This is a genomic window from Ruegeria sp. CDSA241 (assembly GCF_059611265.1).
In genome coordinates this window covers 1-13,126 of the sequence record NZ_JBXWPF010000016.1, presented here as the reverse complement: position 1 = coordinate 13,126, position 13,126 = coordinate 1, and the positions used below count along the sequence as shown (strand labels likewise).

Sequence of the window (13,126 nt, the reverse complement as noted above, 5' to 3'; positions counted from 1 at the left end):
CCCGGAGGAAAACATGTCCGAATGGCTGGAAAACCACCTGCCCAAGGTGGTGCTGGCACCGTCGTTCATCGCCGTATTGATCTTTGTCTACGGATTTATCGGATGGACCGCATGGGTGTCGCTTACACGCTCAAAACTGCTGCCGAAATACGAGATCCATGGCTTCATCCAGTATGAGCGCCTGTTCGACTCTCCTCGCTGGGATACGGCGATTGGCAACCTGTATATCTTTGGTACTCTGTTCATCGTGATCGCGATGCTGCTGGGCCTGCTGCTGGCCATCCTGCTGGATCAGAAAATCCGCGTCGAAGGAGCGATCCGAACAATCTATCTCTACCCCATGGCGCTGTCGATGATCGTCACGGGCACGGCGTGGAAGTGGATCCTGAACCCCGGTCTGGGGATTGAGTCCATGGTGCAGGGTTGGGGCTTTCCCAACTTCGAATTCGATTGGCTGGTGAACCCCGATTACGCGATCTACACTATTGTGATCGCTGCACTCTGGCAGAGCTCGGGCTTTGTGATGGCGCTGTTTCTGGCCGGTCTGCGCTCGGTCGATGGCGAGATCATCAAGGCCGCACAGGTCGATGGTATTCCAACATGGCGTATCTATACCGCGATCATCATCCCGTCGATGGCCCCGATTTTCCTGTCCGCTTTCATCGTGTTGGCGCATCTGGCAATCAAAAGCTTTGACCTTGTCATCGCCCTGACTGGCGGCGGCCCGGGTTATGCCACCGATCTGCCCGCCACTTACATGTATGCGATGGCCTTTTCGCGCGGCGATATCGGTCAGGCGGCGTCTTCTGCAATGATCATGATGCTGGTCGTCTTTGCCATCGTGGTTCCTTATCTCTACTCAGAATTGAGGGCTAAAAATGACTGATCTGTCGATGCCCCACACCCAAACCCGCAGTCAAAGTAACATGAGCAAAATCGTCCTGCGCTGGCTGCTTTACGTGGTGCTGTGCCTGTTCGCGCTGTATTACCTGATGCCATTATTTGTGATGTTGACGACATCGCTCAAAAGTCTTGAGGAAATCCGTACCGGTAGTCTGATATCGTTACCGCGTGAGGTGAGTTTCGAGGCCTGGAAAACCGCTTGGTCGGGCGCCTGCACGGGTATCCAATGCGAAGGTCTGCGGCCTTACTTCTGGAACTCGGTCCTGATTGCGGTGCCTGCGGTGGCCATCTCGACCCTGCTGGGTGCTCTGAATGGTTACGTTGTCGCGCAGTGGCGGTTCAAAGGGGCTAACATCATCTTCTCGCTGATGCTGTTTGGTTGCTTCATTCCGTTTCAGGTCGTCCTGCTGCCGATGGCGCGCCTTCTGGGCATGATGGGTATTGCCGGAACCATTCCGGGTCTGATTTTTGTCCACGTAATCTATGGTCTTGGCTTCACCACGCTGTTTTTCCGCAACTATTATGTCTCTATCCCGGCCGAGCTGACCAAGGCCGCTCGCGTCGATGGGGCCGGGTTCCTGCGGATTTTCTGGTCGATCTTCCTGCCACTGTCACTGCCGATCATCGTGGTAACCGTGATCTGGCAATTCACGCAGATCTGGAATGATTTCTTGTTCGGCGTGTCGTTCAGCCAGGCGGGCACACAGCCTGTGACTGTGGCGCTTAACAACATCGTAAACTCCACCACCGGTGTCAAAGAATACAATGTCGACATGGCCGCCGCGATCATCGCGGGTCTGCCGACGCTGCTCGTCTATGTCGTTGCCGGTAAGTATTTCATCCGCGGCCTGACCGCTGGCTCTGTGAAGGGATAGAATGATGGCTCCCATCCTTGATATCAACAAGCTGTACAAGAACTACAGCGCAACCGAGATCCTGAAGGATATCAACATCTCGATCGAACCGGGCGACTTTCTGGTGCTGGTCGGCCCATCGGGCTGTGGTAAATCCACCTTGCTGAACTGCATCGCCGGGCTTGAGCCGATCTCAGGCGGGACGCTGTCGATCGGAGGCAAGGACATGACCCATGTCAGCCCCAAAGACCGCGACATCGCGATGGTGTTCCAGTCCTATGCCCTGTACCCGACCATGTCGGTGGCCAAGAACATCACCTTTGGCATGAAGGTGCGCGGCGTCGATCAGGCCACACAGGACGCCAAGCTGAAAGAGGTCGCCTCGCTGCTGCAGATCGAGCCGTTGCTGAATCGCCGCCCCAGCCAACTGTCGGGTGGTCAGCGGCAGCGTGTGGCGATGGGCCGGGCTCTGGTGCGCGACCCCAAGCTGTTCCTGTTTGACGAACCGCTGTCAAACCTGGACGCCAAGCTGCGGGTCGAGATGCGGACCGAAATCAAGAAGCTGCACCAGACGCTGGATGCCTCGATCGTTTATGTCACCCACGACCAGATCGAGGCGATGACGCTGGCCACCAAGATTGTGGTTCTGAAAGGCGGGATCGTGCAACAGATCGGCAGCCCGGCCGAGATCTATAACAACCCCGCCAACCTGTTCGTCGCCGATTTCATGGGCTCGCCTGCGATGAACCTGATCCCTGCAAAGGCCACCAAGAACGGCACGGGCACCGAAATCGCCATTGAGCGGTCATCCGGTGAAACGCTGGTTCTCAAGGATGCCCGTGATCTGTCGCTGCCGCAGGACGTGATTCTGGGCCTGCGCCCCGAGGATATCGCCGAGGCCGGATTCCGCGCAGGCGACGGTGTGCAGGAGGCGGTCTGCATGGTCGACATGGTCGAACCTGCCGGAGCTGACACCTATGTAGTGTCCGAACTGGGCGGCAAACAGGTCACTGCGCGCCTGCACGCGGAAACCAGCGCCCAGGCCGGACAAGAGCTGAACCTGGCCTTTGACATGAGCAAAGTGTCCTATTTTGCCAAGGAAACCGGCGAGCGGTTGAACTAGCGCACTGCGCAGGACTTGTTCTTGCTAAACTCGGGCAATTTCGCCAAGTACTGACGCCATGTCAGGCCAACGAGATTGCCCGGGGTATATGATGATACTGGAAATTCGACATTACACACTAAAACCGGGCCGCCGAGAAGCGTTCATAGAATTCTTTGAGAAACACAATCGCGCTGCGTTGCGGGATGCAGGAATGCTTGTGTTTGGGCCGCTCAGAGACCTGGAAAATCCTGACAAGGTGCATTGGATGCGCGCGTTTTCTTCGTTGGAAGAACGCGACAGGATAAAGGACAGCTTCTATGGTGAGGCGGTCTGGAATGACCAGATCGAACCCATTGCAATGCCAATGATCGCACACTATGAGGCCGAACTGGTCGAAACTACGATCGGATTTGAAAGTTTTGACTGCAGCAAATCGCTGTGAATTCACCCGGTTCGCTTCATATCCTTGATCAGACGGTTCAGATCACCGCCGCGCGCGTCCAGCATGGCGCCAATCTCGGTACGTTCGGTCAGCAGCATGTTCACGCCTTCGATAAACATGTTGAAGAATTTGTCGCGGCCGGATTTGTCGGACACCAGGAAGGTCACCTCAAAGGGCGAGGAGCCCTGCAGCTTGACCGAGGTACGCACCTCGTATCCGGCTTTGATCTTGCGCGCATTTCGAACGGTCACCTCGCCGCCAATGAACTCGCGAAAGCGACGTCCGTATTTGTTCGAGATATAGCCCTGAAACGCGTCGGTGAACTGCTTTATCTGTGACGCACTGGCCGAGCGGCCATCGGCCCCCAGCACATAGCGGGCCATGATCGGAACGTCGGCATATTGCACGAAGATCTTTTCAAAATCGCGGATCATGCTCTTTTCGGATTTTCCCGAACTGATGACGCGGTTGATGTCATCCACAACGCTAACGACCAACGCTTTTGCACTGGCCTCTGTCTGTGCAAAGCTTGGCAAAGGGAGGGTGGCTAGCGCCAGGCCGGCGATGCCAGATGCAATAAACTCTCTTCTCTTCAAATAATTACTCGGCATATGGATCCTCGTAGGGGTCAAGGTAGGGGTCTCTGACAGGGTCGGTCCCGATATCTGCATAGGGATCGTCATACAATCCCAGATAGGCGTCCTCATCATCGCGTGCCAGTTCGAAACGTCGATTTTGCAGGTAAATTGTTTGTGCCTGCTTATAGCTGTCAGCACTTTCATAGAGGATGGAATCGACTGTGTCCGAGAACCGTCCACGGTCGCCCATCCGCCTTACGATTTCGGCGTAGACGCCGATATTCTCAACCGGGCGCACTGGTGTGAAGTTGATCGGGTTCGAAAACAGGTTGACGACGACGCCGACCGCATCCCTGGATGTTGAGGGACCATAGAAGGGCAATTCCACATAGGCACCTTCGCCAAAACCCCAGACGTGCAGGGTTTCACCGAAATCGGTATCCACGGGCGGCAGGTTCAATTCGCTGGCCGGGTCAGACAGACCCGCGCCACCAACGGTCGTATTGATGAGGAACCGCAGTAGGGCATTGCCCGACTGCTTCAGATTGCCCTGCAGCAGATAATCCAGAGCCTGACCCGGCATAGTCAGGTTTTCGGCAAAATGGTTGAAACTGGTCACCATCGGATCGGGCACGATCTTCACATAGCCTTTCGAGGCCGGACGGAACAGGAACCGGTCGACGCCCAGATTGAACTTGTGAATGCCGCGGTTTGTATTCTCGTAGGGATCGAAAGTATCGCCTCGCGCGGCCTGATCGGCGGGTTGGGACGCACAAGCGCCAAGAACGGTCATCAGGGTCACGACAATCAGGGGCTTGAATCTGATCTTGCTCAACACGGTATTTCAACTCCAAACGCGCCAGCCGTTTTGTGAGTGGGGCTGGACGCTCAATCAATAATGCCTGCGGCCATTTTGCGGCTCAATCTGTCGTCACATAAAGGTTTTGGTCCCATTTTGAAACAGTTCGCGTTTAACCCGGCCGACTGCATCAGGTAAAGTGACACAAGTTCAACACCTCGGGATAAGAGAAGTTACGCTTAATACGCCACTGACCGCAGTTTTACTGGTTTCACACTTTTCCAGCCGAACGATCCCGGATAGCGTCCGGCCGAGTCTATATCAGGTGAGGATCAACCGATGAGTATCGCAGCAAAACTGGAAAGCCTGGGAATCAGTCTGCCGGACGGGCCGGCGCCCGCCGCCAACTATGTGCCTTTCGTGCGGGTCGGCAATATCGTCTACGTTTCAGGACAGATTTCCAAGGATGCGGAACTGATCACCGGCAAGCTGGGTGATAACATGGATGTTGCAGCGGGTGCTGCGGCTGCCAAGGTCTGCGCGATCAATCTTCTGGCGCAGGTCAAGGCTGCTTGCGGTGGCGATATAGAAAAGCTGGTGCGTGTGATCAAACTGACAGGGTTTGTGAATTCAACCGCCGATTTCACCGACCAGCCGCAGGTGATCAATGGTGCGTCGGACTTTCTGGTCGAGGCGCTGGGCGAGGCTGGTCGCCATTCGCGCTCGGCCGTGAGTGCAGCGTCGTTGCCGTTGGGCGTCGCGGTTGAGATCGAAGGCATCTTCGAGATCGCATGACCCCGGTACTGCCCGCTACGTTCCTACAGGCCCCGATCACGCATCGGGCCCTGCACGACAAATTGGACAACCGCCCGGAAAACAGCCGGGCGGCGGTTCGTGCCGCTGTTAAGGCCGGTTACGGGATTGAGATTGATCTGCAGTTGAGCGCCGACAACCGGGCTTTGGTCTTTCACGACTATGACCTGGGGCGACTGACCGGGCGACCGGGGCCAGTTCGGCAGATTTCGGCGCAGGTAGCGTCCGAGACACAGCTGTTGCACGCTGATGACGGTATTCCGACACTGGATGATGTGCTGGAAATCGTGGCGGGCAAGGTGCCCCTGCTGATCGAGCTTAAGGATCAGGACGGTGTGATGGGCCCGAATGTGGGCCCGCTCGAGCGCGATACTGTACGAGCCCTTGAGGGTTATGAAGGTCCGGTGGCGCTGATGTCGTTCAACCCCAATTCGGTGGCTGAACTGGCGCGGTTGGCGCCGCATTTGCCCAGGGGGATCACGACCTGTTCGTATCAGCCCAAAGTCGAACTTTTGCCTGCGGCGGTGTGCGATTACCTGCGGGACATCCCGGATTTCGTAAGGGTCGGGGCCAGTTTCATCAGCCACGAAGTCGAAGACTTGTCCCGCCCAAGGGTTGCCGAGCTGAAGGCGCAGGGTGTTCCGGTCCTGTGCTGGACCGTTCGCTCGGCCGCGCAAGAGGCCGAGGCTCGCAAGATTGCCGATAATGTGACTTTCGAAGGGTACATAGCTGCGCATCCGGCTTGAACCGCGCCCCTTCCGTCACAGATAAAGATCAAACGCAGAGGGCACATGGATCAGGCACAAATCGAGGTTCGGGTACTTGGATCGCTCTCGCAGATTACTGCGGCAGAGTGGGACAGCTGTGCCTGCCCCGAGACTGCGGATTGGGGCCGTCCGCTTGATCCCTTTACCACTCATCGCTTTCTTTTGGCTTTGGAGGAGAGCGGGTCGGTCGGGCCGGGTACCGGCTGGCAGCCGCAATACCTGACGGTTTATCTGGATGGAATGTTGATCGGGGCCGCCCCGATGTACGCCAAATCGCATAGTCAGGGCGAATATATCTTCGACCACAACTGGGCGCATGCCTATGAAAACGCCGGCGGGCGGTATTATCCCAAACTGCAGATTGCCGTACCGTTCACCCCGGCCACCGGGCGTCGCTTTCTGCTGCGGCCGGGATATCAGGCGGTGGGCATGTCCGCCTTGGTGCAGGGGGCGGTGCAGCTGGCGGCGGACAATCAGGTTTCCTCTGTCCACGCGACCTTTTGCACCGAAGATGAGGCGCTGGCTGGCGCGCAGATGGGCCTGATGCCGCGCCATTCCCAGCAATTTCACTGGCTGAACGACGGGTATGCGGATTTCGATGGATTTCTGGCCGCTTTATCCTCGCGCAAACGCAAGAACATTCGCAAGGAACGCGCGCAGGCCTGCGCCTTTGGCGGCGAAATCCGCGCGTTGACGGGTGATGACCTGCGCCCTGAACATTGGGACGCGTTCTGGGAGTTCTATCAGGATACCGGCGCTCGGAAATGGGGCGTGCCCTATCTGACGCGGCAATTCTTTGATATCGCTCAGGAAACCATGGCGGATGACATGGCATTGGTTCTGGCCGAGCGCGGCGGGTATCCGATTGCGGGGGCGCTGAACTTTATCGGGCGCGAGACGCTTTATGGCCGTTACTGGGGCTGCGTCGAACATCATGCCTGCCTGCATTTCGAACTGTGCTATTATAGGGCAATCGACTTTGCCATTGCGCAAGGCCTGGCCCGGGTCGAGGCAGGGGCGCAGGGCGAACACAAGCTGGCGCGCGGCTATCTTCCCACGCGCACGCACAGCCTGCACTGGGTCAATGACCCCAGCTTTGCCGATGCGATCAAAAAATATCTGGACGCCGAGGCCCAAGCAGTGGGAGAAGAAATCGAGATTCTGACTGATTATGGCCCGTTCAGAAAGTCGAACCCGGAGGAACACCAATGACTGAACTTCTGTCGACCGAGACCCGTGGCCCCTTGCTGGACCCGCTGTTCAAAAGCGGCTGGACCATGGTCAAGGACCGGGATGCGATCACCAAGACCTTTACCTTCGAAGATTTCGTCCACGCCTTTGGCTGGATGACCCAAGTGTCCATGTTTGCCGAGAAATGGAACCATCATCCCGAATGGTTCAATGTCTACCGCACGGTCGAGGTGACGCTGTCCACCCATGATGTCGGCGGGCTTTCGGCGCTGGACGCCAAACTGGCCCGCAAGATGGACAGCCTGGTCTAGCCGCTGTCACCGCGTGATCCGACACCACCGGCAAGGCTGGCAACCTGACCCAGCCGCCTGAACTCGGCTGGGGTGACCAGGTTGTCACTAACGTCGATTTCGGCAGGTATCCGGGTAGTTCTGTTGCCGATCATGCGCACGGACCGTGCTGCGGGGTTGATGTCGAGACAACGCCGGTCATAGCAGGTCAGGCCATTGGTACTGATCTCTATCCTCGGTTGGCCATCAGGGCCGGTCACAATAGGGGCCTGCGGCACATCACATGCCGCAAGCAACCCCAACGCAAAAAGAGCGCTCCATTTGGTCATTGCATACTCCTGTCTGGTCCAGGGCCGCAGAGCCTAATCCAGTTGACCGTTGCTGTTCTGATCGGCAGAAATAAAATCTTCGGTCATATGCTGATCGTATTCCGTTCTTGAAATATTACTATCCCGGTCCCGGTCAACCTTTTGGAATTGCTTTATATCCAGAAACGGCTTGGCTTCATCCAGGCCCAATGTGCCGTTCTTGTCCTCATCCATCGTCTGGAACGCATAGTCGGAAAAGGCGTCGAACTCATCTTTCGACAGGAAGCCGTCATTATTGGTGTCGATGGCCTTAAGCTCATTCTCATGCAGCTCTGCCACGGTTTCGGCCGTTGCGGCACCCGCCAGGGACAACATCGACAGGACGATTGCGGTTTTCATCTTCATCCCTCTCAACATGCGAACCTCTGACCTTCAACGCCGCCGACCGCAGCACCCGCTGCCGTCAGGATGGTTTTCCCGGAACCGCCGCCAAACTGATTGCCGATGACACCGCCCAGCAAGGCACCACCCACTGTGCCGCTCAGGCAGGCGATCTCATGCTGTCGTGCGGCCTGTTGCTGCGGGGTAGGGGCCGGTCCACAAGCGCCAAGTGCGCCGGTCAGACCTAAAAGAAAGGTAAATGTCTTTAGGTTCATAAACAAACTCCCTGATGAATATGTACCAAGTATTCGCCCATCATGAGAGTGCCGCAAGTTAAATTGCGAAAATGGCCCCAGCAGCACTGGGGCCAGATCAGGTCAGATAACCTCTAACAGCCCTTCACCTGCGGAAATCTCGCAGACGCCGGGATTTTCCTCCAGGTTCATGGCGACCACTTTGCCGTCTTCGACCAGCATCGCATAGCGCTTGGACCTGCCGATCAGACCAACGGGCGGGGCGTCGAAATCCATCCCGATGGCTTTGGTGAATTCAGACGCCGCATCGGCCAACATGGTTAGGCCAGTCGCAGTTGCGCCGGTGGACTCGCCCCAGGCGCTCATGACAAAGGGGTCGTTGACCGAGATGCAGATGATTTCTTCCACGCCTTTTGCATCGAACTGGTCTTTGGTACGCATAAAGCTTGGAACATGCGCCGTTGTGCACGTGCCGGTATAGGCGCCGGGCACGGCGAAAATGACAACCTTGCGCCCTTTGGTCTTGTCCGAAACGCGGACCTCTTCAGGGCCATTTGCCCCCATTTGGGTCAATGTGGCGTCGGGCAGAGTGTCACCTGTTGAAATCATTTTTTCGCTCCTGTCATTTGGATTTGCAGAGTCGGGCCTAGCCGCAATATAGGTGAGCTAACAAAAGTGACCACGGGAATTCGACAGGGTGAGGGGAATATGAGCCATATTGTCGTGATTGGCGCCGGCCAGGCAGGTGCTTCGCTTGTCGCCCGGCTGCGCAAAGATGGGTTCGACGGCGAGATTACTCTGATCGGCGTGGAGCCGCATTTGCCCTATCAGAGACCACCTTTGTCCAAGGCCTATCTTCTGGGTGAGATGGGGCTAGAGCGCCTGTTCCTGCGCCCCGAAAACTTCTATACCGATAACAATATCACCCTGCGCCTTGGTCAGCGCGTGACCGACATCGACCCGCAGGCCAAGACAGTAACGCTGGGTGATCAGGTTGTTGCCTATGATGAGCTGGCCCTGACCACCGGATCAGACCCGCGCCGCCTTCCCGCTGCTATTGGCGGCGATCTGGACGGCGTTCATGTGGTGCGCGATCTGGCCCATGTGGACGAAATGGAACCCTTCGTCTCTGAAGGTGCGCGCGCTTTGATCGTGGGTGGGGGATACATCGGGCTTGAGGCCGCAGCCGTTTGCGCCAAGCGCGGGGTCAAGGTGACCCTGGTTGAAATGGCCGACCGCATTCTGCAACGGGTCGCCGCCCCTGAAACCAGTGACTATTTCAGAACGCTGCATTCCGAATATGGCGCCGATATCCGCGAAGGCGTCGGGTTGGACCGTTTGCTGGGTGAAAACGGCAAGGTCACTGGCGCGGTGCTGACCGATGGAACAGAACTGGCGGTCGATTTCGTTGTTGTCGGCGTTGGCATCGCTCCTGCAACCCAACTGGCCGAGATGGCCGGGCTTGAGCTGGACAATGGCATCAAGACCGATGCGCATGGGCGCACCTCTGATCCGTCGATCTGGGCGGCGGGCGATTGCGCCTCATTCCCGCATGCTGGCGGGCGTATCCGTCTGGAAAGCGTGCCAAACGCGATTGATCAGGCCGAGATTGTTGCCCAGAACATGTTGGGCGCGGCAAAGGATTATACTGCGACCCCGTGGTTCTGGTCGGATCAGTATGACGTCAAACTGCAGATCGCGGGCCTGAACACCGGGTATGACCGGGTGGTGACCCGCAATGGTGACGGGCAGACCGTGTCCTTCTGGTACTATAAGGGCGATCAGCTGATCGCGGTCGACGCGATGAACGATCCGCGTGCCTATATGGTTGGTAAGCGTCTGATTGAAAGCGGAAAAACAGCTGATCCTGCTATTGTGGCCGACCCGGATGCGGACCTGAAACCGCTGCTCAGAGCGTGAGGATCATCGCCGGAGCCTTCCGAGGCCGAGCTTTGGCCTCGGTCGGCAAGGGGGACGCCGGCGCGCATCTGCGCCCGACCACAGACCGGGTGCGCGAAAGCCTGTTCAACGTACTGGCCCATCAGATTGATTTTGACGGACTGCGCGTGTTGGACCTGTTCGCAGGCACCGGTGCGCTGGGGCTTGAGGCCTTGTCGCGCGGTGCGGCACATGTGAGCTTTGTCGATGATGGCCGCGTGTCACAGGGCCTGATCCGCAAGAATATCGACCTAACCCGTAGTTCTGACTGTACCGAGCTGATCCGTCGCGACGCCACGCGGTTGGGGGCCAATCCTGCAGCGCCTTATGACCTGATCTTTCTGGACCCGCCCTATGGTAAATCCCTTGGGCAAAAGGCGATTGCTGCCCTGTCAGAGGACTGGTTCGCACAAGGCGCCCTTGTGGTCTGGGAGGAAAACGCGCCCATGCAGCCGCCCGAAGGATTCGTCCTGCAAAACAGCCGCAAATATGGCGATACGCATATCACCCTGATGTGGAATGGCGATCCGGATGCATGATCTGGTGATCTTCGATTGCGACGGAGTCCTGGTCGACAGTGAGCCGCTGTCCAATCAGGTACTGGTCGACAATCTTGCCCGTTATGGCCTGAACCTGACAATCGAAGACAGTATGAAGCTGTTCGTTGGGGGCACCATGACCGGGGTGCGGGACAAGGCAAGGGCGCTGGGCGCGGAGCTGCCCACAGGCTGGGTTGATGAGGTCTATGCGGAAACCTATGACCGGCTCCGCCTTGGCGTTCAGCTGATGCCCGGCGTGGCGGACCTGTTGGCGGTTCTCGAAGCAAACGGGTTGCCTTTCTGTGTCGCCTCGAACGGCAGCCCGGACAAGATGCAGATCACTTTGGGTCAGAACGGGTTATGGGATCGGTTTCGCGATGTCGCCTTTTCGGCCCATGTCCTGGGAACGGCCAAGCCGGACCCGACATTGTTTCTGACAGCGGCTGAGCGTTTCAACGCCGTAAACCCCGTGGTGATCGAGGACAGCCTCAGCGGCCTGACCGCAGCAAGCAGGGCACATATGCGCTGTTTGGCCTATGCGCCGCATGGTGGCGGTGAAAAACTGGCCGCTGCGGGGGGCGAAGTCTTCTCTGACATGACGCAGGTCCCGGCGCTTTTGGGGATTTGACCCTGTCATGTTACCCTGCGGGGCATGGACCGTGCACTGACCCCGTCGAATTGGTCACTTCCGCAAGAGGCTGACACCGCAACCGATCCCCAGCGCACACCTCTGCGCGCGCCGGTTTTCATCCATGATGCGGTCACGCCATGGGGGCCGGAAACCTTGCTGCTAAAGCTGCTATGGGAACAGGCCGCGGATCAGGAAGAATAAGTCGGGTGGTACTTACCGCCTGGCGACAGGGTAAAGATCTCGACCCCATCTGCCGTTACACCGACCGAGTGTTCAAACTGTGCCGACAGTGATTTGTCGCGCGTCACGGCGGTCCAGTCATCGGCCAGCGTCTTGGTCTCGGGGCGGCCCAGATTGACCATCGGTTCGATGGTAAAGAACATGCCCTCTTCCAGAACCGCACCAGTGCCCGGACGGCCATAGTGCAGAACGTTTGGCGGTGCATGGAAGACCCGGCCCAGCCCGTGGCCGCAAAAATCGCGGACTACGCTCATCCGGTGTGCCTCGACAAATGATTGAATCGCGTGGCCGATATCGCCGAACGTGTTGCCGGGTTTGACCATCTCGATGCCCTTGAACAGGGCATCATGAGTGATCTGGATCAACCGTTCGGCTTTGCGTGGCAGCTTTCCCGCTACATACATGCGCGAGGTATCCCCGAACCAGCCGTCGACAATAACGGTCACGTCGATATTCAGGATATCGCCATCCTTCAGCTTTTTGTCGCCGGGAATGCCGTGGCAGACCACATGATTGACGCTGATACAGCTGGCATGCTGATAGCCCTTATATCCAATCGTGGCCGAAGTTGCGCCCGCATCCTCGACCATCTGCGTGATGAGCCCATCAATCGCGCCAGTGGTCTGGCCGACGAACACATGATCGGCAATATCATCCAATATCCGCGCAGCCAAAGCCCCTGCCGCCTGCATGCCGGCAAAGTCACCCTGTTCATAGATACGGATACCGTCCTTGGTCAGACGGCCACGATGTTCTTTCATCGATGCGAGGCTCCAAATATTTCGCGCAGCACCCTTTTTACGCTGCTTGTGCAGAAAGTACCAGAGGGCGCACGGTCGCGGGTTAAGATGGGGATCAATGCCGTGGCTTCAAGGATTGGTCGGATCGCCTTTGTTGGGCGCGTGCTTTTTCTGAGCACATTGCCCAGTCGGAGGGGGGCGCTAATGTCGGCTTAGGGTCAGGCCCCATTGATTTCCGTTTTGCGGCGTGATTCACGGTTCAAAAACGAGCGGTGGACATGTCTGATCTCTTCTGGCTTACGGATGCGCAAATGGCGCCTCTGGAGCCCTTCTTCCCGAAGCCCCACGGCAAG

Annotated in this window: 19 protein-coding genes; 12 read left to right on the top strand and 7 right to left on the bottom strand. The window is 57.5% G+C overall.

Going from position 1 to position 13,126, the window contains the following annotated elements:
• Positions 1-13: 13 nt before the first annotated feature.
• The 4 genes from AC2FJV_RS14655 to AC2FJV_RS14640 all read left to right on the top strand — a co-directional run bounded on the left by AC2FJV_RS14655 (position 14) and on the right by AC2FJV_RS14640 (position 3,304).
• Positions 14-886 carry a carbohydrate ABC transporter permease gene (locus tag AC2FJV_RS14655; RefSeq protein ID WP_142638652.1) on the top strand — a complete coding sequence of 291 codons (873 nt, stop codon included), beginning with the start codon at positions 14-16 and terminating at the stop codon, positions 884-886.
• Positions 879-1,778, top strand: a complete 900-nt coding sequence (locus AC2FJV_RS14650; RefSeq protein WP_496694332.1) for a carbohydrate ABC transporter permease — start codon at positions 879-881, stop codon at positions 1,776-1,778. Before AC2FJV_RS14655 ends, AC2FJV_RS14650 begins: the two co-directional genes overlap by 8 nt.
• Before the next feature lie 4 nt (positions 1,779-1,782).
• Entirely contained in the window at positions 1,783-2,880 is a 1,098-nt protein-coding gene (locus AC2FJV_RS14645) for an ABC transporter ATP-binding protein (RefSeq protein ID WP_496713995.1), read from the top strand.
• 91 nt (positions 2,881-2,971) lie between these two features.
• Complete coding sequence (locus AC2FJV_RS14640) at positions 2,972-3,304, top strand: putative quinol monooxygenase (protein WP_281973291.1); 333 nt, start codon at positions 2,972-2,974, stop codon at positions 3,302-3,304.
• Between the two features lie 2 nt (positions 3,305-3,306).
• On the opposite strand, the gene AC2FJV_RS14635 is transcribed toward AC2FJV_RS14640, so the two are convergent.
• Together AC2FJV_RS14635 and AC2FJV_RS14630 are read right to left on the bottom strand one after the other, a co-directional pair.
• Positions 3,307-3,915 carry an MlaC/ttg2D family ABC transporter substrate-binding protein gene (locus AC2FJV_RS14635; RefSeq protein ID WP_142638660.1) on the bottom strand — a complete coding sequence of 203 codons (609 nt, stop codon included), beginning with the start codon at positions 3,913-3,915 and terminating at the stop codon, positions 3,307-3,309.
• Complete coding sequence (locus AC2FJV_RS14630) at positions 3,905-4,675, bottom strand: MlaA family lipoprotein (RefSeq protein WP_142638706.1); 771 nt, start codon at positions 4,673-4,675, stop codon at positions 3,905-3,907. The genes AC2FJV_RS14635 and AC2FJV_RS14630 overlap by 11 nt, the downstream gene beginning before the upstream one ends.
• 345 nt (positions 4,676-5,020) lie before the next feature.
• On the opposite strand from AC2FJV_RS14630, the gene AC2FJV_RS14625 reads away from it, so the two are divergent.
• Genes AC2FJV_RS14625 through AC2FJV_RS14610 form a run of 4 tightly spaced genes read left to right on the top strand, consistent with a single transcriptional unit; the run spans position 5,021 to position 7,763 of the window.
• Complete coding sequence (locus AC2FJV_RS14625) at positions 5,021-5,476, top strand: RidA family protein (RefSeq protein ID WP_142638661.1); 456 nt, start codon at positions 5,021-5,023, stop codon at positions 5,474-5,476.
• Positions 5,473-6,240 (top strand): glycerophosphodiester phosphodiesterase family protein, encoded by a 768-nt coding sequence (locus AC2FJV_RS14620; RefSeq protein WP_281995692.1) that lies wholly within the window; start codon positions 5,473-5,475, stop codon positions 6,238-6,240. The genes AC2FJV_RS14625 and AC2FJV_RS14620 overlap by 4 nt, the downstream gene beginning before the upstream one ends.
• 45 nt (positions 6,241-6,285) lie before the next feature.
• Entirely contained in the window at positions 6,286-7,473 is a 1,188-nt protein-coding gene (locus AC2FJV_RS14615; RefSeq protein ID WP_496713994.1) for a GNAT family N-acetyltransferase, read from the top strand.
• Entirely contained in the window at positions 7,470-7,763 is a 294-nt protein-coding gene (locus AC2FJV_RS14610; RefSeq protein ID WP_496690249.1) for a 4a-hydroxytetrahydrobiopterin dehydratase, read from the top strand. The genes AC2FJV_RS14615 and AC2FJV_RS14610 overlap by 4 nt, the downstream gene beginning before the upstream one ends.
• On the opposite strand, the gene AC2FJV_RS14605 is transcribed toward AC2FJV_RS14610, so the two are convergent.
• The 4 genes from AC2FJV_RS14605 to AC2FJV_RS14590 form a co-directional block, all read right to left on the bottom strand.
• Entirely contained in the window at positions 7,760-8,071 is a 312-nt protein-coding gene (locus AC2FJV_RS14605; RefSeq protein ID WP_281973287.1) for a hypothetical protein, read from the bottom strand. The genes AC2FJV_RS14610 and AC2FJV_RS14605 overlap by 4 nt on opposite strands.
• Before the next feature lie 33 nt (positions 8,072-8,104).
• The gene (locus tag AC2FJV_RS14600; RefSeq protein WP_142638671.1) at positions 8,105-8,449 is read right to left on the bottom strand and encodes an EF-hand domain-containing protein; all 345 of its coding nucleotides are present in this window, start codon (positions 8,447-8,449) and stop codon (positions 8,105-8,107) included.
• A gap of 11 nt (positions 8,450-8,460) precedes the next feature.
• Positions 8,461-8,706: a glycine zipper 2TM domain-containing protein gene (locus AC2FJV_RS14595; RefSeq protein ID WP_271952399.1), complete on the bottom strand. Its 246-nt coding sequence runs from the start codon at positions 8,704-8,706 to the stop codon at positions 8,461-8,463.
• 102 nt (positions 8,707-8,808) lie between these two features.
• The gene (locus AC2FJV_RS14590; protein ID WP_142638675.1) at positions 8,809-9,294 is read right to left on the bottom strand and encodes a peroxiredoxin; all 486 of its coding nucleotides are present in this window, start codon (positions 9,292-9,294) and stop codon (positions 8,809-8,811) included.
• A 99-nt stretch (positions 9,295-9,393) separates the two neighbouring features.
• On the opposite strand from AC2FJV_RS14590, the gene AC2FJV_RS14585 reads away from it, so the two are divergent.
• Genes AC2FJV_RS14585 through AC2FJV_RS14570 form a run of 4 tightly spaced genes read left to right on the top strand, consistent with a single transcriptional unit; the run spans position 9,394 to position 11,994 of the window.
• Entirely contained in the window at positions 9,394-10,605 is a 1,212-nt protein-coding gene (locus AC2FJV_RS14585) for an NAD(P)/FAD-dependent oxidoreductase (RefSeq protein WP_496690248.1), read from the top strand.
• Positions 10,602-11,162 (top strand): 16S rRNA (guanine(966)-N(2))-methyltransferase RsmD, encoded by a 561-nt coding sequence (gene rsmD, locus AC2FJV_RS14580; RefSeq protein WP_496690247.1) that lies wholly within the window; start codon positions 10,602-10,604, stop codon positions 11,160-11,162. The genes AC2FJV_RS14585 and rsmD overlap by 4 nt, the downstream gene beginning before the upstream one ends.
• Positions 11,143-11,790 carry an HAD family hydrolase gene (locus AC2FJV_RS14575; RefSeq protein ID WP_496694336.1) on the top strand — a complete coding sequence of 216 codons (648 nt, stop codon included), beginning with the start codon at positions 11,143-11,145 and terminating at the stop codon, positions 11,788-11,790. Before rsmD ends, AC2FJV_RS14575 begins: the two co-directional genes overlap by 20 nt.
• 24 nt (positions 11,791-11,814) lie before the next feature.
• Positions 11,815-11,994: a hypothetical protein gene (locus tag AC2FJV_RS14570; RefSeq protein ID WP_496690245.1), complete on the top strand. Its 180-nt coding sequence runs from the start codon at positions 11,815-11,817 to the stop codon at positions 11,992-11,994.
• Here the strand turns inward: AC2FJV_RS14570 and map are convergent.
• Positions 11,982-12,794, bottom strand: coding sequence for a type I methionyl aminopeptidase (gene map / locus AC2FJV_RS14565; RefSeq protein WP_271952408.1), 813 nt, complete (start codon positions 12,792-12,794; stop codon positions 11,982-11,984). The two genes, AC2FJV_RS14570 and map, sit on opposite strands and share 13 nt — an antisense overlap.
• Positions 12,795-13,126: the final 332 nt, after the last annotated feature.